The organism is Vibrio sp. Vb1554 (assembly GCF_033344235.1).
Genome location: NZ_JAWPOJ010000007.1, coordinates 112256 through 135463 on the forward strand (window position 1 = coordinate 112256; position 23208 = coordinate 135463).

The following is a 23208-nucleotide window of genomic DNA, read 5'->3' on the forward strand; positions in this document are numbered from 1 at the left end:
GACATTATTTACGTTTTAGCTAAACTTTTTTGCTAGGAAATACGTAAAAGCTACTGCAATGCACAAACTCATTGACTGCTAAGGAATATATATGAAGGATTTCATCAATACATCACTGATAAAGTTTGGTTTAGCTGCGTTTCTGATTAGTTTTTCTTCATTCAGCTTTTCCGCCCCGAGTATTAAAGGCGTCGATCAAGATATGTCCGGAGGAACGGTGACCGCTGAAATGGCTCATGCTGATGACAATGGGTGGATGGTTGTCCACCGAACAGACGAATCAATGAAGCCTGGTCCTGTTATCGGCTACGCTCCGTTAAAAATGGGAAAGAATGAAAACGTAAATGCAATTTTGATGGAACCAGTAGAATCAGGCGATATGCTGATGTTAATGGTCCACAGAGAGAAAGGTGGCATGAAGACTGGTGTGTTTGAGTATACGCTCGGCGCTAAAGAGGACGGTCCTGTAAAAGTGGACGGAAAGCTAGTGATGGACATCGTACGCGCTAAGTAAGGTGACGATGAATGAAAAAGTAAACTCCTACTCCCGGTATTTAGATGACACAAAAGTACTTAACGGCATTGCTAACCGTTAAGTACTTTTTCATTTGCGATGGAAGCAGCAAACTAGCCAATCCTTTCTCTTCCATGAGGAGTATTTAGGTCTAAATCAGGCCCTTTTGGTACAACTTGCGTCGGATTAATCCCAGTGTGGCTGAAGTAGTAGTGGCGTTTAATGTGATAGAAATCCGTCGTGTCTTCGACGCCTTCAACTTGATACAACTCTTTTAAGTAGCCTTGTATATTTTCGTAGTCTGCGATGCGCTGCTTGTTACACTTGAAATGCCCCACATACACCGCATCAAAACGAATAAGAGTCGTAAACAAACGCCAATCCGCCTCAGTAATTGTGTTCCCTGCTAAGTAACGATGCGTCGCTAGGTGAGCATCGATTTTATCTAACGCATTAAACAAAGAATCAAACGCTTCTTCATACGCCTCTTGTGTAGTCGCGAAGCCACAACGATACACTCCGTTGTTGACATTCGGATAAACAAAATCGTTCCACTCATCAATAACGTGTTTTAGATGTTCTGGATAGTAGTCGTCGTGATTCCCTGTTAACGCATTGAATTCCGAATTGAACATGCGAATGATCTCTGACGACTCGTTTGACACAATAGTATTGGTCTTTTTATCCCAAAGTACAGGCACGGTTACGCGGCCCGTGTAATCGGGTTTGGCCTGCGTGTAAATTTGATACATACGCGTGTGACCAAACAATGGCTCAGGAAGCCCCATTTGCCAACCTTGGCTGAGCATATCAGGGCAAACGACCGTGACATCAATATGTGGTTCTAAACCTTTCAGCTTGCGGAAAATGAGGGTTCGATGTGCCCACGGACAAGCAAGAGAGACATACAAATGGTATCGACCGGACTCTGGTGTAAACTCCGCATCAGGGTCGTTTTTAACCCAGTTACGGAATCCGGCATCTTCGCGCACAAATTTGCCACCATTTGATTTTGTGTCATACCAGACATCTTGCCAAACACCTTCAACCAGCTTACCCATGATTGCTCTCCTCTCGTTCTGTTTGTGTCTATATTAGCGTTTCCTATCAAACAGAGAATCATCGAACTTAGGACATCATGTTCAAGAAATTCGAATGTATAAATCAGACACATAAAAAAAGCGCGACCCGATGAAGGTGTCGCGCTTAAGCCCGTCACAGGCTGAATTTATACACTAACGTGTAAACAAGATACCGCGTGAACGTCATTACCTAAAATGGTTGGCTTTGTCTTCGCACACTCTTCGGTTGCTTGTGGGCAACGAGTGCGGAATACACAACCCGACGGTGGGTTGATAGGTGAAGGAAGATCACCCTCTAGCATTTGGATTTTCTTATTGCGCTCAATATCCGGGTCCGGGATCGGAACCGCAGACATCAGCGCACGCGTATATGGGTGCTTAGGATCAGCAAACAGAGCCTCGGCCTCGCCAAGTTCCACGGCATTACCTAAATACATAACTAAAACGCGATCTGAAATGTGTTTAACGACAGACAAGTCATGCGCAATGAATACCAGAGAAAGCCCTAACTCTTTTTGAATCTCTTTAAGTAGGTTAACCACCTGAGCTTGAATAGATACATCAAGCGCCGATACTGGCTCGTCACAAATGATCATCTTAGGCTTAAGGATAAGCGCACGCGCTATCCCGATACGCTGACACTGACCACCCGAGAACTCGTGTGGGTAACGGTTAATCACGTTAGGTAATAGGCCAACTTTCGCCATCATCTCTTTAACGCGATCTTTCACTTCCTGCTTAGACAGTTCTGGATAGAATGTCTCAAGAGGTTCAGCAATGATATCACCAACAGTCATACGCGGATTCAGCGATGCCAATGGGTCTTGGAAAATCATCTGAATTTCTTTACGCGTCTCACGGCGCTGAACGCTTTTCATTTTAGTAAGGTCTTGACCCAACCAAACTACTTGGCCGTCAGTAGCTTCAACCAGACCAATGATGGCACGAGCAAACGTCGATTTACCACAACCTGATTCACCTACTACACCAAGCGTTTCCCCTTCGTATAGTCGAACGTTCACGCCATCTACCGCTTTCAGGCTCGAAGGCTTTGACCACGGCCATGCCGACTTTGAGGCAATGCTGAAGTGAACTTTCAGCTCAGAAATGTCCAGAATTAGTTTTTTGTCTACTGCGTTCATTTGTTCCAAGCCTCCCATTCAGAAAAACATGCACGCTGACGACCATCACCAAATGGTGTCAGAATTGGCGCCTCGCGCTTACAACGATCCATCACACGGTGACAGCGCTCTTGATAAGGGCAGCCCGGCGGTAGACGAAGCAAGTTTGGTGGATTACCAGGAATGGTCGGCAGAATTTCACCCTCAGTATCGAGGCGAGGAATCGCCTTCAGCAGCCCCTCCGCATAAGGATGGCTTGGATTGTAGAAAATTTCGTTTACGTTGCCGTACTCCATAGTACGGCCTGCATACATCACTAGCACCTTGTCACACGAACCTGCAACCACACCAAGGTCGTGCGTGATCATGATGATCGCTGTGTTGAACTCAGATTTCAGCTCATTCAACAAGTCCATGATCTGTGCTTGTACCGTCACATCAAGTGCTGTTGTTGGCTCATCGGCAATAAGCAGTTTAGGACGACATAACAACGCCATCGCGATCATTACACGCTGACGCATACCGCCTGAAAACTCATGCGGGTACATCGTGATACGCTTACGCGCTTCAGGGATTTTTACCGCTTCCAGCATGCGTACTGATTCTTCAAATGCTTCCGCTTTGCCCATGCCTTTGTGCAGCATAAGCACTTCCATCAACTGATCACTCACTTTCATGTAAGGGTTCAGTGATGTCATTGGGTCTTGGAAGATCATTGCGATCTGTTCCGCACGCACTTTGTTCAGTTCTTTTTCTGGTAAGTTTAGGATTTCTTTGCCTTCAAACTTTGCGCTACCAGAAATAATACCGTTCTTAGCCAAAAGGCCCATGATTGCGAATACGGTTTGAGATTTACCTGATCCCGACTCTCCAACGATACCTAAGGTTTCGCCTTGGTTGAGAGAGAAGTTCAAATCGTTTACTGCGGTTACGATACCATCTTGCGTGGTGAATTCGACGCGCAGATCTTTGACATCTAATAAGCTCATCATTGCTTCCTTAATCTTATCTTTTAATTATCTGTCTTTTGGATCCAGCGCATCGCGCAGGCCGTCACCAACGTAGTTGAAGCAGAATAGCGTCACAACCATGAACACTGCTGGGAATGCCAGCTGCCAGATTGCTACTTCCATTGTCTGTGCACCTTCTTGTAGAAGAGCGCCCCAACTTGTCATTGGTTCCTGAACACCAAGACCAAGGAATGATAGGAATGATTCCGTTAGAATCATACTTGGGATAAGCAGCGTAGAGTATACCGCTACAATACCCAGTACGTTCGGTACGATATGACGAGTAATGATTTTCCAGTTGCTTACACCACACACATGTGCCGCTTCGATAAACTCCTTGCTACGTAGACTAAGAGTCTGACCACGTACGATACGCGCCATATCTAGCCATGCGATAGCACCAATCGCAACGAAGATCAGCATGATGTTACGACCGAAGAATGTTACCAGTACAATCACCAGGAACATAAACGGTACCGCGTATAAAATTTCTAGAATACGCATCATTACGCGGTCAACTTTACCGCCGATGAAACCAGATGCTGCGCCGTAGAGCGTACCAATCAGTACCGCTACAAATGCACCCATAACACCTACCATCAACGAAATACGACCTCCAATTAGCGTACGCACGTATAAATCACGGCCTAAGCTGTCAGTACCAAACCAATGGTCAGCATTCGGTGCAACGTGCATCGCGTACCAGTCAGTATCATCAAATGTGTACGGTGCGATCATTGGCAGGATAATAACCGCCAACGTCATTAGAACAAGAAGGAATAAGCTCACCATCGCCGCTTTGTTGCGCATGAAACGGATACGAGCATCTTGCCAAAGACTGCGACCTTCAATCTCCAAGTTTTCGGAGAATTTCTCAATCGCTTCTAGGTTTTCTTTTTTCGTTAACATAACCAAACGTCCCTGTTAGTAGCGAATTTTCGGGTCAATCATTGCAAGTAAAATATCTACAATCGCGTTGAATAGAATGAATAGGAAACCAATCAGAATGGTTACCCCCATTACTAGCGAGTAGTCACGGTTAAACGCAGCGTTAACGAATAGTTTACCAATACCAGGCAGACCAAAAATGGTTTCGATAACAACGGAACCGGTGATGATACCTACGAAAGCTGGACCCATGTAAGAAACAACAGGGAGAAGTGCCGGCTTCAGAGCGTGTTTGATAATGATGTAACGGTAACTTAGACCTTTAGCACGTGCCGTACGAATAAAGTTACTGTTTAGGGTTTCGATCATCGAACCACGCGTGATACGAGCAAAGGTAGCAACATACAGTAGCGACATACCAATAACAGGAAGCACTAAATACTGCCAGCTACCATCTTGCCAACCACCCGCAGGGAAGATATTCCAATGAAGCGAGAATATGTAGATAAGCGCAGGCGCTAATACAAAGGATGGCATTACCACACCAAGCATCGCAGTCGACATAATGGTATAATCAATCCAAGTATTTTGCTTGAGCGCAGCAATGGTACCGACGGTAACCCCCATTATCAAAGTAAAGATAAAGGCGATGAAGCCCACTTTAGCCGAAACAGGTAAGGCAACCGCGATCAGCTCGTTTACTGAGTAATCAAGGTATTTAAATGACGGTCCGAAATCACCTTGGATAACATTGGTCAAATACGTGGTGTATTGTTCAAATACAGGTTTATCCAAGCCATATTTAGCTTCGATATTTGCCATTACTTCGGGTGGCAATGGACGCTCTGTCGAGAAAGGGTTTCCCGGTGCAAAGCGCATAAGAAAGAAAGATACGGTGATCAAAACCAACATTGTTGGGATCGCCTCAAATATCCTTTTTGCGATGAATTTAAGCATAAACTCACTCTTTCAGTCTGTGACAGTTAAATTAAAGAAGTCGTCCAATTCTTTTGGACTAAAGATAGGCGCTACATGCAATTTCTCACATGTAGGGCCTCATTTTTATAGTTCTATCGAGTTACGAATTACTCTGTGATGTAGAGATCTTTAGAGTAAATCTTGTCTTCCGCGTTATTTACTGGGAAGCCACCAACTTTCGGTGATAGTAGACGTGATTTCACGTACTGGTAGATAGGTGCGATTGGCATATCTTTTGCCATCAACTTCTCTGCTTCTAGGTAAAGCGCTTGACGCTCTTCGTCAGAAGTTGAAGCAAATGCTTTGTTCATGATCGCATCGTACTCTTTGCTGTCGTAGTGAATACCACCAGTAGTGTTATTACTCATCATCAGCGTTAGGAAAGATGAAGCTTCGTTGTAGTCGCCACACCAACCTGCACGAGCAACCTCAAAGTTGCCAGAATCTTTGGTAGATAGGTAAGTTTTCCACTCTTGGTTTTCTAGCGTAACATCTAGACCAAGTGTCTTCTTCCACATTGAACCCAGTGCAACCGCAAGTTTCTTGTGGTTCTCTGATGTATTGTATAGAAGGTTAAATTCAAGAGGGTTGTCTGCGCCGTAACCCGCTTCTTCCAATAGACGCGCAGCTTCTGCGTTACGCTCTTCTTGCGTCATTTTGCCGTATGCAGGAATTTCTGGGTTGAAACCTGCCGTAATTTCAGGTGTTAGGAAGTAAGCTGGCTTTTGACCTTGACCTAAAATCGCATCGGTCACAATGTTACGGTCAATCGCATAAGAAATCGCTTTACGCACACGAACATCATCAAACGGCTTTTTCTTCGTATTGAAGATGTAGTAGTAAGTACATAAGTTACCGGTTACAGACACTTCTTGTGGGTGCTCTTTCTTCAGACGCTTGAAGTGCTCTGTAGGCAGCTCATTCGTGAAGTCGATTTCACCCGCTAGGAAGCGGTTCATTTCCGCTACTTGGTTCTCGATTGGTAGGAAAGTAACTTGCTCAAGCGTCGTGTTTTCGTTGTCCCAGTACTGTTCGTTACGTTTTAGAACCAAACGCTCGTTTACAACCCAGTTGTCAACAACATAAGCACCGTTACCTACAAAGTTCTCTGGCTTCGTCCATTGATCGCCGAACTTTTCAACAGTTGCTTGATGAACAGGTTTCACTGTCGTGTGGCCCATCATCATTACAAAATATGGTACTGCAGTATCTAACTCAACCACTAACGTGTGATCGTCAACCGCTTTAACACCTAACTCGCTCTTATCTTTTTTACCCGCAACAATGTCTTTTGCGTTCTTCATCTTGGTGTATTCCATGTACCAAGCATATGGAGAGGCGGTTGCTGGATCGACTGCACGTTGGAAGCTGTAAACGAAATCACCTGCAGTGACAGGATCACCGTTTGACCATTTTGCGTCTTCACGTAAGTGGAAAGTGTATGTTTTGTTGTCTTCAGTGTCCCAAGATTCTGCAACACCAGGGATAGTGTTACCGTCCGCATCTTGGTTTACAAGGCCTTCAAGAAGATCGCGAATCACGTGGGATTCTGGAACACCTTGAGATTTATGAGGGTCTATTGTCGCAACTTCTGTACCGTTACCACGCACCAATTCTTGAACAGCAGCAAGTTTTGGCTCTTTAGAATCAGATTTAGCTTCAGGGGCTGGAGCCGGAGCAGGCTCAGCAGCTTGTTTCTCCGCAGGCTTTTCACCACAACCAGCTAGAGCGAGAGAAAGACCAGCACCAATAAATAAAGCGCGCGTGATTTTATTCTTATACATGCGTAAAACTCCAAATTTTTTCGTTAGCATCCATGACTTCTTTGTAAGGGCCTGGAACGGTCAGAGTTTTAGATTTTTTTAGTGCACTTTCTGAGCACAAAAGTCTAAAACCTTACAAAGACTGCGGCACACATTAGCAATCATTGAAGTAATTTGCCATAAAAATGTAGCAAAAAAACCAATAATGCTGACTAAACCACACATATCTAGCAGTAAACTCTAACCCCAAAGCATTCACCAGCCAAATAAAGACCAGAAGCGACATTTAACAGGCGAAACTTTCGATTAATCTGAGTTTAAACCATTTACTAGCATCTTATGCTAGATATTTACACATCATTTAACATTTATGACAAATCAAGTCTAACAAATAATTGTTTATATATTGGGCAAAAAACTTTTATTGTGAAGAATATCACCAGACAAAAGATAGGAAATATCGAAACAAAGTGAGCAATACAATGAAGATAAATACAAAAAAAGCTAAGTGCCATTAGCACTTAGCTTTTTTCACTAGAATGCGGGTTAGTTCTATTTTTCCCAACGCTGTGCAGCTTGATGATCGGTGTCGCGCGACTCAATCCAACGATCTTCATTCGTCGTACGCTCTTTTTTCCAAAATGGTGCTTGGGTTTTCAGATAATCCATGATGAACTCGCACGCATCAAATGCCGCGCCGCGGTGCGCACTGGAAACGCCCACAAATACAATTTGATCACCGCTATCCATGTCTCCGACACGATGAATCACGCGTACACCTAATAGTGGCCAGCGAGACTCAGCTTGATCGCAAATGTCGCTCAAGCTCTTCTCTGTCATCCCCGGATAGTGCTCTAGATGTAAACCAATCACATTATCCCCAAGGTTCATATCTCGAACTTTACCAACGAATGTAACGACAGCGCCGGCAGCCGTCCCTTCAGATAGACGTTGATATTCTTGCTCGACCGAAAAATCTTCAATTTGTACAGAAACACGAGAATCCATCTTAACCCCCAGTTACCGGCGGGAAAAACGCAACTTCGTCACCTGCTTTTACTTGTGTATCCAGAGGGACGATGGATTGGTTCACTGCAGCAAGTAGCTTTCCTGGCTCGAGCGCTAAATCCCACTTGCCATCTTTCTCAGTGCCTTCTTCCACTAGATGTGCACGAATTGATTCAACCGTTTCAAACGGCCCGTCTAACTCGACACTGTCGATGCCAATCAGCTCGCGAGTTTGAGCAAAGAAAAGTACTTTAATCATGATTCCACCTTAAAGTGACCAGATTTACCACCCGTTTTCTCTAATAGACGAACTTGACCAATAACCATGTCTTTTTGTACTGCTTTACACATATCGTAAATCGTTAGAGCAGCAACGGAAGCTGCCGTGAGCGCTTCCATTTCCACGCCAGTTTTACCCGCAAGTTTACATACTGATTCGATGCGAACTTTGTTTTCTGCTTCGATAGCTTCCAGTTGAACTTCAACTTTAGAGAGTAGTAGCGGATGACAAAGTGGAATCAAATCCCAGGTTTTCTTCGCAGCTTGAATACCAGCAATACGAGCCGTCGCAAATACATCACCTTTATGGTGCTGGCCAGAGACAATCAGTTGAAGTGTTTCTGGGGCCATGTGAACAAATGCTTCAGCACGAGCTTCACGAACCGTCTCCGTTTTTGCTGACACGTCAACCATGTTTGCTTCGCCAGAAGCATTGATATGTGTAAATTGGGTCATTGTTTTTCCTTCGCTTTTAGGAAAGGTTATACAGATAGGTGTGGCATGAAGTTACAAGGGCGATGACTTGCATCCAACTGCTGTTTAATAATTTTTGTCCAGCCTGTGCGGCACGCACCAGTTGAACCTGGCATTGCGAAGATCACGGTGTGGTTAGCAAAACCTGCAATCGCACGAGACTGAATCGTAGACGTACCGATCTCTTCGTACGACACCATACGAAACAACTCACCAAAACCTTCAACTTCTTTATCAAATAGAGGCTTAAGTGCTTCTGGCGTGCTATCACGTGAGGTGAAACCTGTACCGCCAGTAATCATGATAGCTTGTACGCTTTCATCAGCAATCCATTGAGAAACAATCGCGCGGATCTTGTACATATCATCAATAACAATTTGCTTGTCTACTACGTTGTGACCCGCTTCTTGAGCATGTTCAGCAAGGTAACGACCAGAGGTATCGTTTTCTTCAGTACGAGTGTCAGATACCGTTAGAACGGCAATATTTGCAGGTTGGAATTTGCTTTCAGCGTGACCCATTTGTTCACCTATTCTCTTAATTAGCTTTGATACGCTTGGTATCGATTCGGAAAAAGTTAGAGCCAGCTTATCAGTGAACTCGCTCTAAAAATTGAATGAAGTTAGCCGCCGATAGACGCGAGGTGTGGCGTCATACCAGTATTGCCATCATGCAAGAAATGGCTTACCGACTTGGTTTGTAACTGCGCCTGGATACGTTCAATAAGCTCACTCTCTTGCTCATCACGTTCCAAAAGATCACGCAATTCTACACCGTGGTCTCCAAACAGACATAGGTGCAGCTTACCCATCGCAGAAACGCGCAGTCGGTTGCAGCTTTCACAAAAGTCTTTTTCATAAGGCATGATAAGACCTATTTCACCCTTGTAATCAGGATGAACAAATACTTGCGCAGGACCATCATTATGCGAGCGCACTTTCAGCAACCAACCATTTGCAATTAGCTGGTTACGAATTGCCACTCCGGATACATGGTGCTTATTAAATAGCTCATCCATCTCACCCGTTTGCATCAACTCAATGAAACGCAGTTGGATTGGACGATCTTTTATCCAGTTAAGAAACGCTGGCAGCTCGTGATGGTTCAGATCTTTCATCAACACCACATTAACTTTTACTTGCTCATAACCGACCTCGAACGCACGTTCGATACCATTCATGACTTCAGTAAACTTATTTTCACCTGTGATTTGATGAAACATACGCGGGTCAAGGCTATCTACACTCACGTTGATGTTTGTTAAACCGGCTTCACGCCAGTCTGCAACTTGCTTCGCCATTCTGTAGCCGTTGGTCGTCGTCGCCACCTTTTTGATGCCTGGCGTCGTTGCGACAGAATGAATGATGTCAGTGAAATCTTTGCGCAAGCTAGGCTCACCACCAGTGATGCGCACTTTTGACGTGCCACAATCAGCGAATGCTTTTACGACCCGTTTGATTTCAGGGAGAGATAAAAAAGACGAGTTTTTATTGCCCGAAGGCTTATAGCCATCAGGAAGGCAATAGGTACATTTGAAATTACATACGTCGGTCACAGACAGACGCAAGTAATAAAACTTACGATGAAATTTGTCTTCGAATTGTTGCGCCACGGAACACCTTTCCAAACACGGGAGGCATGGCCATTTCCAATCATGCCCTTGTGACAGTATGCCACTGGCTCAAAACGCTTATCCAAGGACTTAGCAATAGTGAGCTCGGAGTTATGGCAACCAGAGATATGAAATCTCTGATAGCTTTGCGGTGTAAAATACTTAATATTTGTAATGGAATCCAGACTTGAGTGATAAAAAACTCTCTAGAGACACAATTTACCGCTAAGTGAGTACCTTTAAGACACTCCTTAAGATAAATTGTAGCCGTTTTTTATTAGATTATTAGAAGAACATAATGAATATCTACACAGATAAAAAAGTGGTCGCTGTTGGCGGTGGTCATGGCTTAGGTCGAATGCTGGCCGCATTACGAGATTTTGGCAGCAATGCAACTGGGATTGTTGCCACGACTGACAATGGTGGTTCAACAGGAAGAATTCGTCACTGCCAAGGAGGAATCGCTTGGGGAGACACACGTAACTGTATTAATCAGCTCATTACAGAGCCTTCAATCAGTTCGATGATGTTTGAATATCGCTTCAAAGGCACTGGCGAACTTGATGGTCATAATCTTGGTAATTTGATGCTTACTGCACTCGATAACTTATCGGTCAGACCTTTAGATGCCATTAATCTGATTCGCAATATGTTAAAAGTCGACGTTAACATCCTTCCCATGTCCGAACACCCTTCCGATCTTTCCGCGTTATCCGTAGATGGGAAGTGGGTTACGGGAGAAACAAATGTCGACGAAATGAAAGCAGACTTGCGACGTTTGGATCTTTCACCAGAAGTGCCTGCTACCAAAGAAGCCATCACAGCTTTGGCGGAAGCGGACGCGATTATTCTTGGCCCTGGCAGTTTTTTAACTAGTATCATGCCTCCTTTATTGCTGCCTGAACTCGGCAAAGCGATTGCAGCAAACACAAAAGCAAAAGTCATTTTTGTTGCTAACCTGAGTCCAGAATACGGCCCAGCGGGACGAATGACGATGGATCAAAAATTAGAATGGTGTGAACGTGCCTGTCAAGGAAGAAAAATAGACGTGGTTCTAGCAGAGAAAACCGAGCAAGACGTCTTAAGTCAATGGAATGTAGTGACGGAGTCACTCGCCTCCTCTAACCGAGACTGGCGTCACGATAGAAACAAGCTCAAACTAGCGATTGAAAGTCAGCTACAACTTTCTATTTAAGAGCGCGTTACCTGGCTAGCGCCCTCTTTTAAGGTGTTTATTGATAATGAAAACCCTTCTGTAATCGAAGGGTTTTAGTTCAGGCATCCAGTAAGAACAGATGTTTACTAAGAAAAAATGGTTAATAGGAATAAATAGTTACTGTCGCCAAGAGCGATAAGCATCTCGAGTTTCGTGCAAAAGATCGAACATAGCCTCTAACTCCTCAGACTCCGCAGTCAACTCACCGGCTTTCGCTTTTTTGTCTATGGACATCGCCAGTTCACAAAGGCGATCTGCCCCAAAGCTCGCAGCACTACTTTTCAGCGCGTGGCTGATTTCTTTTGAGTAAGCTAATCGCTCTGCCCCCTGTAGTTGGGATAAGTTCTCGATATAGGTATCCATTTCTCCTAGGAAGATATCGAACAGTACAGGTACGTTGTCACTGCCAATTTCCATCGACAGTTCATCTATTTTTTGCTGATTTAATACATTTACACTCATACTTTTTGCCGCTCTTCCTTGCCGTTCCATGCCTGTAACTTGCGGTAAATCGTCGACGGACTGACATCAAGGTATCCCGCCGCTCGAGGAATATTGCCATCACATGCTTCAATCGCTTGCTCGATTGCCATTTTTTCCGTCATCCATAATGGCATAATCTCAGATGCGGTCATCGCTTTCGGCTCAATTAATTTAGCCACAGACGACGGACGGTCAAGCGGTTGATTCAACGGTGGCGGTAACATATCCAACGTAATCTCTTTACCGTTGTTTAGAACAACGATATTGCGTAGCACGTTTTGTAACTGACGAACGTTACCCGGCCACTCATAGCTGTTGAATCGCTCGATGACATCAGGCGCAAAACGTATGAAGCTTTTTCCTTCTTCGTGTGACATGTAACCTAACAGTGAGTATGCAATTTCAATAACATCTTCGCCTCGTTCGCGTAAAGGCGGTAAATGCAAAGGAATGACATACAAACGATAGTACAAATCTTCACGGAATCGACCTTCTTGTACCTCTTTCCAGGGATCACGGTTAGTGGCACAAACAAAGCGCACATCCACGCTCTTCATTTTTGAGGAACCCACTTTTTGGAATGTGCCCGTTTGAATAAATCGTAGCAACTTGGTTTGTAAATCCAAGTCCATCTCACAAAGCTCATCTAGAAAAAGTGTGCCGCCATCCGCTAACTCAGCTGCCCCTTGACGATCATTCGCAGCGCCAGTAAAGGCCCCTTTTACGTGACCAAACAGTTCACTCTCAATCAAATCTTTTGGAATTGCAGCACAGTTAATTGCAATAAAAGGTTTGTCACCACGTTTACTTGCTGCGTGAATAGCCTCGGCACATACCTCTTTACCAGTTCCACTTTCACCTGTGATAAAAATACTCGCTTTACTGCTCGCCGCTGAATCTATCGTACGGTAAACCTGCTGCATGGTTTGGCTACTGCCGATAAACCCCTGATAGCTCTGATTGCCTGGATTATCGGCTTCATTTTTTAGCTTGGTCGCTTTACGAATTGCATTGTTAACCGTGACACGTAAACGGTCTGCTTCACACGGTTTAATTAGAAAGTCTTGTGAGCCATGACGCATGGCCTCGACAGCGGTATCGATAGAACCGTGAGCGGTCATAAAAATTATAGGTACGTCGGGATGACTCTTTTTAACGGCATGTAAAACGTCCATCCCCGTCATATCTGGCAGACGGAGATCGAGTAAAATAAGATCTGGAATTCGATGATTTAGGCTCTCAATGGCATCCCTACCTGTGCCGACAATATTGATATCTATGCCAAGCGGTGTCAGGTATGAGCGGTACAGAGCCGCAACAGATGCGGTGTCCTCGACCATTAAAAGGTAACGAGACTTTGGGCCTTCGGGTTTTTGTTGCATAACCTAGCTATTATTTTGTTGTGTTTTAAACAATAATCGCATTACGCTTTGCATTTTGCAAATAACATTAGCTAAATTATGGGCAAAGGAAAAAATTCAAAAATAATATCAATTATTTAAAAAGTGGCACAAACCATGCTGTAACGATAGTGACCCCTCGGGTCACCTAGCCAACTGACGTTGTTAGTGAACGATATGTTCACAAAACAAGCCAATAGACCCGACTGCCTATTGGCTTCTTTTTTTACAAGCGACCTAAAATGCTTGGATAGTTAAATCGGTAAGTTTGTTCAACTATTTGCGATGAACTGCGCTCGTAGTTTTTCAATCTCATCACGCTTTTGTGCCGCTAACTCAAATTCTAAATCTTGCGCATGCTGATACATCGCTGCCTCCAGTCGACTGATTTCTTTTTCTAGCTGCTGAGGGGACAGTGCCTCGTAAGTTTGCGAAGGCTCCGCCACTTTCGATAATGGTACCTGTTTAGTGTTACGCTGGCGTTTAGACTTAGTGATATCGCCAAGTTCCATGATGTCTTTGATATTTCGTTTGAGCGCTTGTGGCGAAATACCCATTTCTTCGTTGTACGCTTCCTGCTTCTCGCGACGACGGTTAGTTTCATCCATCGCCTTTTTCATTGAGTTGGTGATTCGGTCAGCGTATAAAATCGCCTTACCTTCGATGTTTCGTGCAGCACGACCAATGGTCTGAATGAGTGAGCGTTCAGACCGCAAGAAGCCCTCTTTATCCGCATCCAAAATTGCAACTAACGAGACCTCTGGCATATCCAGGCCCTCTCTCAATAAGTTTATTCCCACCAGCACGTCAAATTCCCCAAGACGAAGGTCACGGATAATTTCCACACGCTCAACAGTATCAATGTCTGAGTGTAAATAACGTACCTTAACATCATGTTCGTGAAGGTATTCGGTGAGATCTTCAGCCATTCGTTTGGTCAGTGTTGTAACCAGAACTCGTTCATCTTTAGCAGCGCGAATACGGATCTCAGACAATAGGTCGTCGACTTGGGTCGCTACTGGGCGAACTTCCAACTCAGGGTCAAGCAAGCCTGTAGGACGAACGACTTGATCCGCTACATCACCCGCCGATTTTTCTAGTTCGTAATTTCCAGGCGTAGCAGAGACGAAAATCGTTTGTGGCGCTAGTGCTTCAAACTCCTCAAACTTCAGTGGACGATTATCCAAAGCTGAAGGTAACCGGAAACCAAACTCCACCAGCGTTTCTTTACGCGAACGGTCGCCTTTATACATGGCACCTATCTGCGGTACTGTCACGTGAGATTCATCGATGATCAACAAGCCATCATGAGGTAAGTAGTCAAACAGGGTTGGTGGCGGCTCACCTTCCGAGCGTCCACTGAGATAACGAGAATAGTTTTCGATACCGGAGCAAAAGCCCAACTCATTCATCATTTCGATATCGAATTGAGTGCGCTGGCTAATTCGCTGCTCTTCCAGTAGCTTGTTGTTATCTAGAAGCTGCTTTTTGCGCACTTCTAGTTCGACTTTAATATTTTCAATCGCTTCAAGAATGCGATCTCTTGGCGTCACATAGTGCGTCTTGGGATAGATGGTATAGCGCGGCAAGTCTCGTTGTTTGACCACGCCTGTCAATGGGTCGAACACACTGATGCAATCCACCTCATCGTCAAACATCTCAACGCGTACAGCGTCTTGGTCTGATTCAGCAGGGAATATATCAATCACCTCGCCACGGACACGGAACTGCCCTCGCTCAAAAGCAACATCATTGCGCGAGTATTGGAGCTCCGCTAGGCGACGAAGCATATCACGCTGATCAATCACATCTCCACGTCGCAAATGAAGCATCATTTGTAAGTAGGATTCCGGATCACCCAAACCATAGATAGCTGAAACCGAAGCAACGATAATAGCGTCTTTCCGTTCCAATAAAGCTTTAGTGGCAGACAGTCGCATTTGCTCAATGTGGGCGTTAACCGAAGCGTCCTTTTCAATGAAAGTATCTGTTGTGGGAACGTATGCTTCAGGTTGGTAGTAATCATAGTAAGAAACAAAATACTCAACCGCATTATTAGGAAAGAATGACTTCATCTCACCATATAACTGAGCAGCAAGCGTTTTGTTTGGCGCAAGTAATATTGCAGGTCGTTGGGCTTGAGCAATCACATTCGCTAGTGTGAAGGTTTTACCTGAGCCTGTGACCCCCAACAATGTTTGATGTGCTAGCCCAGCATCGAGCCCCTCAAGCAACTGATTGATCGCTCCTGGTTGATCGCCCGACGGCTGATAATCGGAGACCAATTCATAGACTTTACTCATACCCTTCCTCAATTTTACTGCGCTAAGGCTGTATATATACACCTTAGCTAATGAAATCTACGTCTATCGAGAATTTAACCATCATTGTTAATAAATTTTCTTGTTTGTCTAGAATGCTATAGCCATACAAAAGTGACTCTGATATAGTACTTCGCCCTAGTTGAAGAGCTACACACATTCTTTACATTATAGTTTCCACAACTTTTCCCCAAAAATTAGCTTAAAACTTTCTTATCCCCAAAAGATTGATTTTTATCCACTTTGAATACCTTTTGATTAACATCGATAAATCTCTGTTTTATTTGCTTATTTTACGCATAACTCTGACTAAAGATTCATTAAATAAAAACTTAGTTGCATATCAATTTTCTTTACCCAGATCTCATCAACATACTTATCCACAAATTTAGTGGATAACTAACCTCGAGCCTTTACTGGCAAGCCATACAGAAAAGTAAAGCCCTTAACTCAATATTTTTTTCTAAAAATGTATTTTTTTACTGTTGACAGTAGTTTGAGTGCTCGGTAAGATTCGTCCCGCTTTCAAGCAAAGCAATTCCTCCTTAGCTCAGTTGGTAGAGCGACGGACTGTTAATCCGCAGGTCGCTGGTTCGAGCCCAGCAGGAGGAGCCAGATTATAGAAAAGCCGTGTCGCAAGACACGGCTTTTTTTGTATCTTAATCGCCATGAAATCTAAGCCAATCTAGGCGTCATAAAATCACACCGAAATAAGTTCAAATTACAGAACTCATAACATTGTCATAGATAGTGTTCTCACAGTACCACACATTTAATTCTGTCTCTTTTCTAGCAAAAAACAATCATAACCAATTGAATCTATTATTAATGCAATTTAATCATTGAAAAAATGAAAAGCATTCATTTTACTCATACCAAATAAATCCATACGATTAAAAGGGTTAAGAATGGTTCCGTCCTACTCGTCGCCTCCATTCTAATTATCAATAACTTAGGGATTTACTTATGACTATTCCGACAACTGACATGCTAGATGCATGGGCTGGATTTACTGCTGGTGAATGGCAAAACTCTGTCAACACTCGTGACTTCATCCAAAAAAACTATACACCCTATGAGGGAGACGAGTCTTTCTTAGCCGAGGTTAGCAAATCCACTTCAGCATTATGGAACCAAGTGCTTGAAGGCATAAAACAAGAAAGCCGCACACACGCCCCTATTGATTTTGACACAGACTTGCCCTCAACAATCACTTCCCACGATGCAGGCTACATCAACAAAGATCTGGAAAAGATCGTTGGCTTACAAACTGATCAACCGCTAAAACGTGCAATCATCGCCAATGGCGGGATTCGCATGGTAAAAAACTCGTGCGAAGTTTATGGCCGCGAATTGGATCCAACGGTTGAAAAAATCTTCACTGAATACCGTAAAACTCACAACAAAGCGTGTTTCGACCTTTACACCAAAGAAATTCTAGCCTGTCGTAAATCCGGCATCATCACGGGCCTTCCTGATGCTTATGGCCGTGGTCGTATCATTGGTGACTATCGCCGTCTCGCCCTATACGGTATCGACTTCTTAAAAGCAGACAAAAAAGAACAATACAATTCAACACAAACGTTCTTAGAACAAGGCAACGATCTTGAGAAAACACTTCGTCTTCGCGAAGAAATAGCCGATCAAGTTCAAGCACTTGAAGACATTCGTCAAATGGGTCTGAAATACGGCATTGATATGTCGCTACCTGCAAAAACAGCACAAGAAGCGATCCAATTTACCTACTTTGGCTACCTAGCGGCGGTTAAATCGCAAAACGGCGCAGCAATGTCACTGGGCCGTACTTCGACTTTCCTAGACGTCTATCTAGAGCGCGATATCGCAAACGATTTGATTGATGAATCACAAGCGCAAGAAATGATTGACCACTTCATCATGAAGCTACGCATGGTTCGCTTCCTACGCACACCAGAATACGATTCATTGTTTTCTGGCGACCCAATCTGGGCAACTGAAGCCATGGCAGGTATGGGTGTTGATGGCCGTACACTAGTATCTAAAACGACATTCCGATACTTACATACGCTACATACTATGGGCCCTGCTCCTGAACCAAATATGACGATTCTTTGGTCAGAGCAATTGCCTGAAGCGTTCAAACAATATGCTGCAAAAGTGTCGATTGATACCTCTTCGGTTCAATACGAAAACGACGATCTAATGCGTCCTGATTTCGACAATGACGACTACGCGATTGCCTGTTGTGTGAGCCCGCAGGTTGTTGGTCAGCACATGCAATTCTTTGGTGCACGTGCCAACCTTGCAAAAGCACTGCTTTACACCATCAATGGTGGTATCGATGAAAAATCGAAAGCGCAAGTGGGTCCGGTAGTGGACAAAGTTCAAGATGAAATTCTCGACTTTGACGCTTTGATGCCTCGTTTCGACAATATGTTGGAGTGGCTAGCAACGCAATACGTCACAGCGTTGAACATCATCCATTATTCGCATGACCGTTACAGCTACGAAGCATCACTGATGGCATTGATGGATCGCGACGTGCACCGCACGATGGCGTGTGGTATTGCAGGTCTGTCTGTTGTTGCAGACTCTTTAGCAGCAATTAAATACGCAACCGTGAAACCCGTTCGTGATGAAGATGGCATCGCCGTTGATTTTAAAATCGAAGGTGATTATCCAAAATTTGGTAACAACGATGCCCGTGTTGATGACATCGCTTGTGATCTAGTTGAGCGCTTCATGAAGAAAATTCAGAAGATGCACACCTACCGCGAAGCAGTGCCAACTCAATCGATTTTAACAATCACATCTAACGTGGTTTACGGTAAAAAAACGGGTAATACACCAGATGGCCGTCGCGCAGGTATGCCTTTTGGACCGGGTGCAAACCCAATGCACGGTCGTGATGAAAAAGGGGCGGTTGCGTCTCTGGCATCGGTTTCTAAATTACCGTTCGCTTACGCTAAAGATGGTATTTCTTACACTTTCTCAATTGTGCCTAACGCATTGGGTAAAGATGACTTGAGTCAGAAGAAGAACCTAGCTGCGCTAATGGATGGTTACTTCCATCACGAAGCAAGCAACGAGGGCATTGCGATTGAAGGTGGTCAACACCTTAACGTCAACGTTCTAGACCGAGAGATGTTATTGGATGCGGTTGAACATCCAGAGAAATACCCTCAGTTGACGATTCGAGTGTCTGGTTATGCGGTACGTTTTAACTCTCTAACGACAGAGCAACAGCAAGACGTCATCACTCGTACCTTCACGAGTAAGATATAAACACAGTCCATCAAGCACTCAGAAAGTTTAAATAATTAGCTTGTAAATATACATTGCCCGCCTCTCTTTTCTACCTGGGAGAGGCGGGCTTTTTTTAAAATCACACATTAGATGAAAATTAATAGGTAGTATCCTCTCGCTAACAATACATTCAGCAAACGATTCAATTTCTTATTGATTCATCAAAATAGATCAAATAGACGACTATTTTTCCATCGTGTATGTAAAACCACATCGTTCACTGGTTGTTATTGGTGTCACAAAACACGATAATATCAAGATCGGATTTTAAGAACGTAATAACTATGACCGAATATGTTTTGTTGTTGGTCGGCACTGTGCTGGTGAACAACTTTGTACTGGTGAAGTTTTTGGGCCTATGTCCTTTCATGGGTGTGTCCAAAAAACTGGAAACAGCAATAGGTATGGGCTTAGCGACAACTTTTGTGCTAACACTCGCGTCAGTGTGTGCGTATTTAGTGGAAAGCTACATCCTTCGTCCACTAGGTATTGAGTACCTTCGAACCATGAGTTTTATTTTGGTGATAGCCGTTGTGGTGCAGTTCACCGAAATGGTTGTGCACAAAACCAGCCCGACGCTTTATCGCTTGCTTGGCATTTTCTTACCGCTGATCACAACAAACTGCGCAGTATTGGGCGTGGCACTTCTTAACATTAATGAAAACCATAACTTTATTGAATCGATCATCTACGGCTTCGGCGCCGCTGTTGGTTTCTCATTGGTGTTGATACTTTTTGCATCCATGCGAGAGCGCATAGCCGCCGCCGACGTTCCTGTACCTTTTAAAGGTGCATCAATAGCAATGATTACAGCAGGTTTAATGTCACTCGCCTTTATGGGCTTTACAGGTTTGGTGAAGTAAGCGATGAGTACGATTTTAATTGCGATTATCGCGTTAGCGGTTCTGGCTGCGATTTTCGGCGCGATACTTGGTTTTGCTTCTATTCGCTTTAAAGTTGAAGCGGACCCTATTGTGGATCAAATCGACGCCATTTTACCGCAAACTCAATGCGGTCAATGTGGCTACCCTGGTTGCCGCCCTTATGCTGAAGCAATTGCAAATGGCGACCACATAAACAAATGTCCCCCTGGTGGTCAGGCAACAATCGAAAAGCTCGCCGACTTAATGGGTGTTGAGCCAGAAGAATCTGCGCACGATCTCGACAGCAAAATTCCAACCGTTGCGTTTATTCATGAAGACATGTGTATTGGCTGCACTAAGTGTATTCAGGCGTGTCCGGTGGATGCAATTGTAGGCGGAACAAAGGCGGTCCATACCGTAATCAAAGATGAATGTACGGGCTGTGACTTGTGTGTTGCCCCATGTCCGACTGATTGTATTGAAATGATTCCTGTGGCAACGACCACAGAAAGCTGGAAGTGGCAACTTCACTCCATTCCGGTACTTAACATTACGGATGCTGCCGACAATGCAGCGAACGTGAAAGATTCAATTAAGTAAGGTTTCACATGTTGTCTTTGATTGAACAAATTCGTACAGGCGCGCTTTGGGATTTCCCAGGTGGTGTGCATCCGGCAGAAAATAAAAAGCAGTCCAACAAAACTGAACTCGCTCATGCGGCTATCCCGTCAGAAATTGTATTGCCGCTAAAACAGCACATTGGTAAAGCGGGTAACCTACTGGTTGCCGAAGGTGACTACGTATTAAAAGGTCAGCCATTAACGCAATCGGAGACCGGCTTTACGGTTCCAGTGCATGCTCCAACATCAGGTACGCTCACCGCGATTGAGCCACGAACTGTCGCGCACCCTTCTGGGTTAAGTGAGTTGTGCGCAGTCATCACGCCTGATGGGAAAGATGCATGGTGTGAAAGAAACCCCGTCGCAGATTACCAACAAGAAACCCCTGACGCACTGATTGATATTATTCGTCTCGCTGGTATTTCTGGTATGGGTGGCGCAGGCTTCCCTACTGCAAAAAAAATCCAATCAGGTTTTGCTCGTACCGAGATTCTTATCGTTAATGCAGCAGAGTGCGAGCCATACATCACGTCTGATGACAAGCTCATGCAAGAACATGCCGAAGAGCTTATTCAAGGTATCGAAATTGTCGAACATATCCTGACACCAAAGCTCACGATTATTGGCATTGAAGACAACAAGCCAGAAGCAATCAAAGCGCTAGAAGCTGCGGCTATAAACAAAGATATCGTTATTCGCGTTATCCCGACTAAATACCCTTCTGGCGGTGAAAAACAGCTGATCAAAATTTTAACCAATAAAGAAGTACCAAGTGGCGCGATTCCAGCCGATATTGGTATTTTGGTTCAGAATGTTGGTTCTCTTTACGCTATAAAACGCGCAGTCATCGACGGTGAACCGATGATAAAGCGCATCGTGACTCTCACTGGTAAAACCTTCAAACAACCACGCAACGTTTGGGCATTGTTAGGGACACCAGTACAAGCACTGTTGGATGAGTTTGGCTATAAAGCAGATAAGAAGTTACAGCGTTTAATTATGGGTGGGCCAATGATGGGCTTTACCCTTCCTCACTCCCAAGTGCCGATTACCAAGACAGCAAACTGTATCCTTGCTCCGACTCGTCGTGAGATCTCTCCGCACCAGTATGAGATGGAATGTATTCGCTGTAGCCAATGTGCAGAAGCGTGCCCTGCTTCGCTGCTGCCTCAACAACTGCAATGGCATGCAAAAGCTGAAGAGTATGACAAACTCGAAGAATTAAACTTAAAGGATTGTATCGAGTGCGGCGCTTGTGCGTTTGTATGTCCAAGTGAAATTCCGCTCGTACAGTACTACCGCCAAGCGAAAGCAGAAATTAGAACTAGAACACAAGAAGCGGAAGCTGCAGAGCGAGCAAAACTGCGTTTTGAAGAGAAAAAAGCGCGTATGGAACGCGAAAAAGCAGAACGTGAAAATCGCTTCAAGAAAGCTGCCGATCAGCGCCGTAAAGAGATGAAGTCTTCTGGCGGCGATGATGCGATAGCAGCAGCGATCGCACGAGTGAAAGCTCAAAAGACAGAAACCACAGAAAAAACAGAGCCAGCAGTAAAACCAGCCGTAGCGGCAGCCATTGCCAAAGCGAAGGCGAAACAAGCGGCAGCAGCTAAAGCAGGCTCTAGTGAACCTGATAACTCAGAAATGGCAAAACTGCGCGAAGAGCGCAAACGTCTTGCTCGCGAACGGAAAGCGCAAAAAGAACAAGGCGAAACGCCAGACAATAACGCTGATGATAAAAAGTCGGCAGTTGCGGCCGCCATCGCCCGAGCTAAAGCGAAAAAAGCACAACAAGAAGATTCAACTGAATCTGTAGAATCGGAAACGTCTGCACAGCAAGACAGCGATCCGAAGAAAGCCGCGGTTGCTGCTGCCATTGCACGTGCCAAAGCACGTAAAGCGAAGCAAGCAGACTCAACTGAAGCGGAAGAAGCTGACGCACCTGCTGAGCAAACCGACGATCCGAAAAAAGCCGCCGTGGCTGCTGCGATTGCACGTGCCAAAGCACGTAAAGCGAAGCAAGAAACGCAAACTGAGCCTGTTGAAGACGCAACTTCTGAAGAACCAGAAGTGGATCCGAAAAAAGCCGCGGTTGCCGCAGCAATTGCGCGCGCGAAGGCTCGTAAAGCGAAGCAAGCAGACTCAGCTGAAGCGGAAGAAGCTGAAGCACCTGCCGAGCAAACCGAAGATCCGAAAAAAGCCGCCGTGGCAGCTGCCATTGCACGTGCCAAAGCACGTAAAGCGAAGCAAGAAACGCAAACTGAGCCTGTTGAAGACGCAACTTCTGAAGAACC

20 protein-coding genes, 1 tRNA gene and 1 riboswitch are annotated in these 23208 nt (G+C 44.7%); of the genes, 7 read left to right on the forward strand and 14 right to left on the reverse strand.

Annotated features, from left to right (window positions below):
* Positions 1-91 precede the first annotated feature (91 nt).
* Entirely contained in the window at positions 92-514 is a 423-nt protein-coding gene (locus tag R8N28_RS08315) for a hypothetical protein (RefSeq protein ID WP_065274715.1), read from the forward strand.
* Positions 515-627: 113 nt separating this feature from the next.
* Here the strand turns inward: R8N28_RS08315 and R8N28_RS08320 are convergent, their stop codons facing one another.
* From R8N28_RS08320 to moaA, 11 genes are all read right to left on the reverse strand, one after another.
* Positions 628-1575 (reverse strand): glutathione S-transferase family protein, encoded by a 948-nt coding sequence (locus R8N28_RS08320; protein ID WP_042523110.1) that lies wholly within the window; start codon positions 1573-1575, stop codon positions 628-630.
* Between the two features lie 167 nt (positions 1576-1742).
* Positions 1743-2756 (reverse strand): murein tripeptide/oligopeptide ABC transporter ATP binding protein OppF, encoded by a 1014-nt coding sequence (gene oppF / locus R8N28_RS08325; protein WP_005387265.1) that lies wholly within the window; start codon positions 2754-2756, stop codon positions 1743-1745.
* Positions 2735-3706: an ABC transporter ATP-binding protein gene (locus R8N28_RS08330; protein ID WP_005380792.1), complete on the reverse strand. Its 972-nt coding sequence runs from the start codon at positions 3704-3706 to the stop codon at positions 2735-2737. The genes oppF and R8N28_RS08330 overlap by 22 nt, the downstream gene beginning before the upstream one ends.
* 27 nt (positions 3707-3733) lie before the next feature.
* On the reverse strand, positions 3734-4636 hold the full coding sequence (gene oppC, locus R8N28_RS08335) for an oligopeptide ABC transporter permease OppC (protein WP_017633861.1): 903 nt from the start codon (positions 4634-4636) through the stop codon (positions 3734-3736).
* A gap of 15 nt (positions 4637-4651) precedes the next feature.
* Entirely contained in the window at positions 4652-5572 is a 921-nt protein-coding gene (gene oppB / locus R8N28_RS08340; RefSeq protein WP_005380786.1) for an oligopeptide ABC transporter permease OppB, read from the reverse strand.
* 128 nt (positions 5573-5700) lie between these two features.
* Positions 5701-7377: an ABC transporter substrate-binding protein gene (locus tag R8N28_RS08345; protein ID WP_065275078.1), complete on the reverse strand. Its 1677-nt coding sequence runs from the start codon at positions 7375-7377 to the stop codon at positions 5701-5703.
* Positions 7378-7908: 531 nt separating this feature from the next.
* Positions 7909-8364, reverse strand: coding sequence for a molybdopterin synthase catalytic subunit MoaE (moaE, locus tag R8N28_RS08350; RefSeq protein WP_005380781.1), 456 nt, complete (start codon positions 8362-8364; stop codon positions 7909-7911).
* A gap of 1 nt (position 8365) precedes the next feature.
* The gene (gene moaD / locus R8N28_RS08355) at positions 8366-8623 is read right to left on the reverse strand and encodes a molybdopterin synthase sulfur carrier subunit (RefSeq protein ID WP_017636051.1); all 258 of its coding nucleotides are present in this window, start codon (positions 8621-8623) and stop codon (positions 8366-8368) included.
* Positions 8620-9099, reverse strand: coding sequence for a cyclic pyranopterin monophosphate synthase MoaC (gene moaC, locus R8N28_RS08360; protein WP_005380779.1), 480 nt, complete (start codon positions 9097-9099; stop codon positions 8620-8622). The genes moaD and moaC overlap by 4 nt, the downstream gene beginning before the upstream one ends.
* 26 nt (positions 9100-9125) lie before the next feature.
* A complete protein-coding gene (moaB, locus tag R8N28_RS08365) occupies positions 9126-9638 on the reverse strand; it encodes a molybdenum cofactor biosynthesis protein B (RefSeq protein ID WP_005388935.1) in 513 nt (170 codons plus the stop codon).
* 101 nt (positions 9639-9739) lie between these two features.
* Positions 9740-10729 carry a GTP 3',8-cyclase MoaA gene (gene moaA / locus R8N28_RS08370; RefSeq protein ID WP_065274716.1) on the reverse strand — a complete coding sequence of 330 codons (990 nt, stop codon included), beginning with the start codon at positions 10727-10729 and terminating at the stop codon, positions 9740-9742.
* A riboswitch (molybdenum cofactor riboswitch) is annotated at positions 10718-10852 on the reverse strand. It overlaps the preceding gene by 12 nt.
* Before the next feature lie 175 nt (positions 10853-11027).
* Between moaA and R8N28_RS08375 the strand changes: the two genes are divergently transcribed.
* Complete coding sequence (locus R8N28_RS08375) at positions 11028-11924, forward strand: YvcK family protein (RefSeq protein WP_065274717.1); 897 nt, start codon at positions 11028-11030, stop codon at positions 11922-11924.
* Positions 11925-12062: 138 nt separating this feature from the next.
* Here R8N28_RS08375 and luxU read toward each other — a convergent pair whose 3' ends face one another.
* The 3 genes from luxU to uvrB form a co-directional block, all read right to left on the reverse strand.
* Positions 12063-12407, reverse strand: coding sequence for a quorum-sensing phosphorelay protein LuxU (luxU, locus tag R8N28_RS08380; protein ID WP_017636054.1), 345 nt, complete (start codon positions 12405-12407; stop codon positions 12063-12065).
* Positions 12404-13810, reverse strand: a complete 1407-nt coding sequence (gene luxO, locus R8N28_RS08385) for a quorum-sensing sigma-54 dependent transcriptional regulator LuxO (protein WP_005380768.1) — start codon at positions 13808-13810, stop codon at positions 12404-12406. Before luxO ends, luxU begins: the two co-directional genes overlap by 4 nt.
* Positions 13811-14100: 290 nt before the next feature.
* Positions 14101-16131: an excinuclease ABC subunit UvrB gene (gene uvrB / locus R8N28_RS08390; RefSeq protein ID WP_017636056.1), complete on the reverse strand. Its 2031-nt coding sequence runs from the start codon at positions 16129-16131 to the stop codon at positions 14101-14103.
* 557 nt (positions 16132-16688) lie between these two features.
* Between uvrB and R8N28_RS08395 the strand changes: the two genes are divergently transcribed.
* The 5 genes from R8N28_RS08395 to rsxC all read left to right on the forward strand — a co-directional run.
* Positions 16689-16764 (forward strand) — tRNA-Asn (locus tag R8N28_RS08395).
* A 351-nt stretch (positions 16765-17115) separates the two neighbouring features.
* Entirely contained in the window at positions 17116-19413 is a 2298-nt protein-coding gene (gene pflB, locus R8N28_RS08400; RefSeq protein ID WP_065274718.1) for a formate C-acetyltransferase, read from the forward strand.
* A gap of 305 nt (positions 19414-19718) precedes the next feature.
* Positions 19719-20297, forward strand: a complete 579-nt coding sequence (gene rsxA / locus R8N28_RS08405; protein ID WP_005380762.1) for an electron transport complex subunit RsxA — start codon at positions 19719-19721, stop codon at positions 20295-20297.
* 3 nt (positions 20298-20300) lie between these two features.
* Positions 20301-20897 carry an electron transport complex subunit RsxB gene (gene rsxB, locus R8N28_RS08410; protein WP_005380760.1) on the forward strand — a complete coding sequence of 199 codons (597 nt, stop codon included), beginning with the start codon at positions 20301-20303 and terminating at the stop codon, positions 20895-20897.
* Positions 20898-20905: 8 nt separating this feature from the next.
* A partial coding sequence (gene rsxC, locus R8N28_RS08415; RefSeq protein WP_318183345.1) for an electron transport complex subunit RsxC occupies positions 20906-23208 on the forward strand: 2303 nt, incomplete at its 3' end.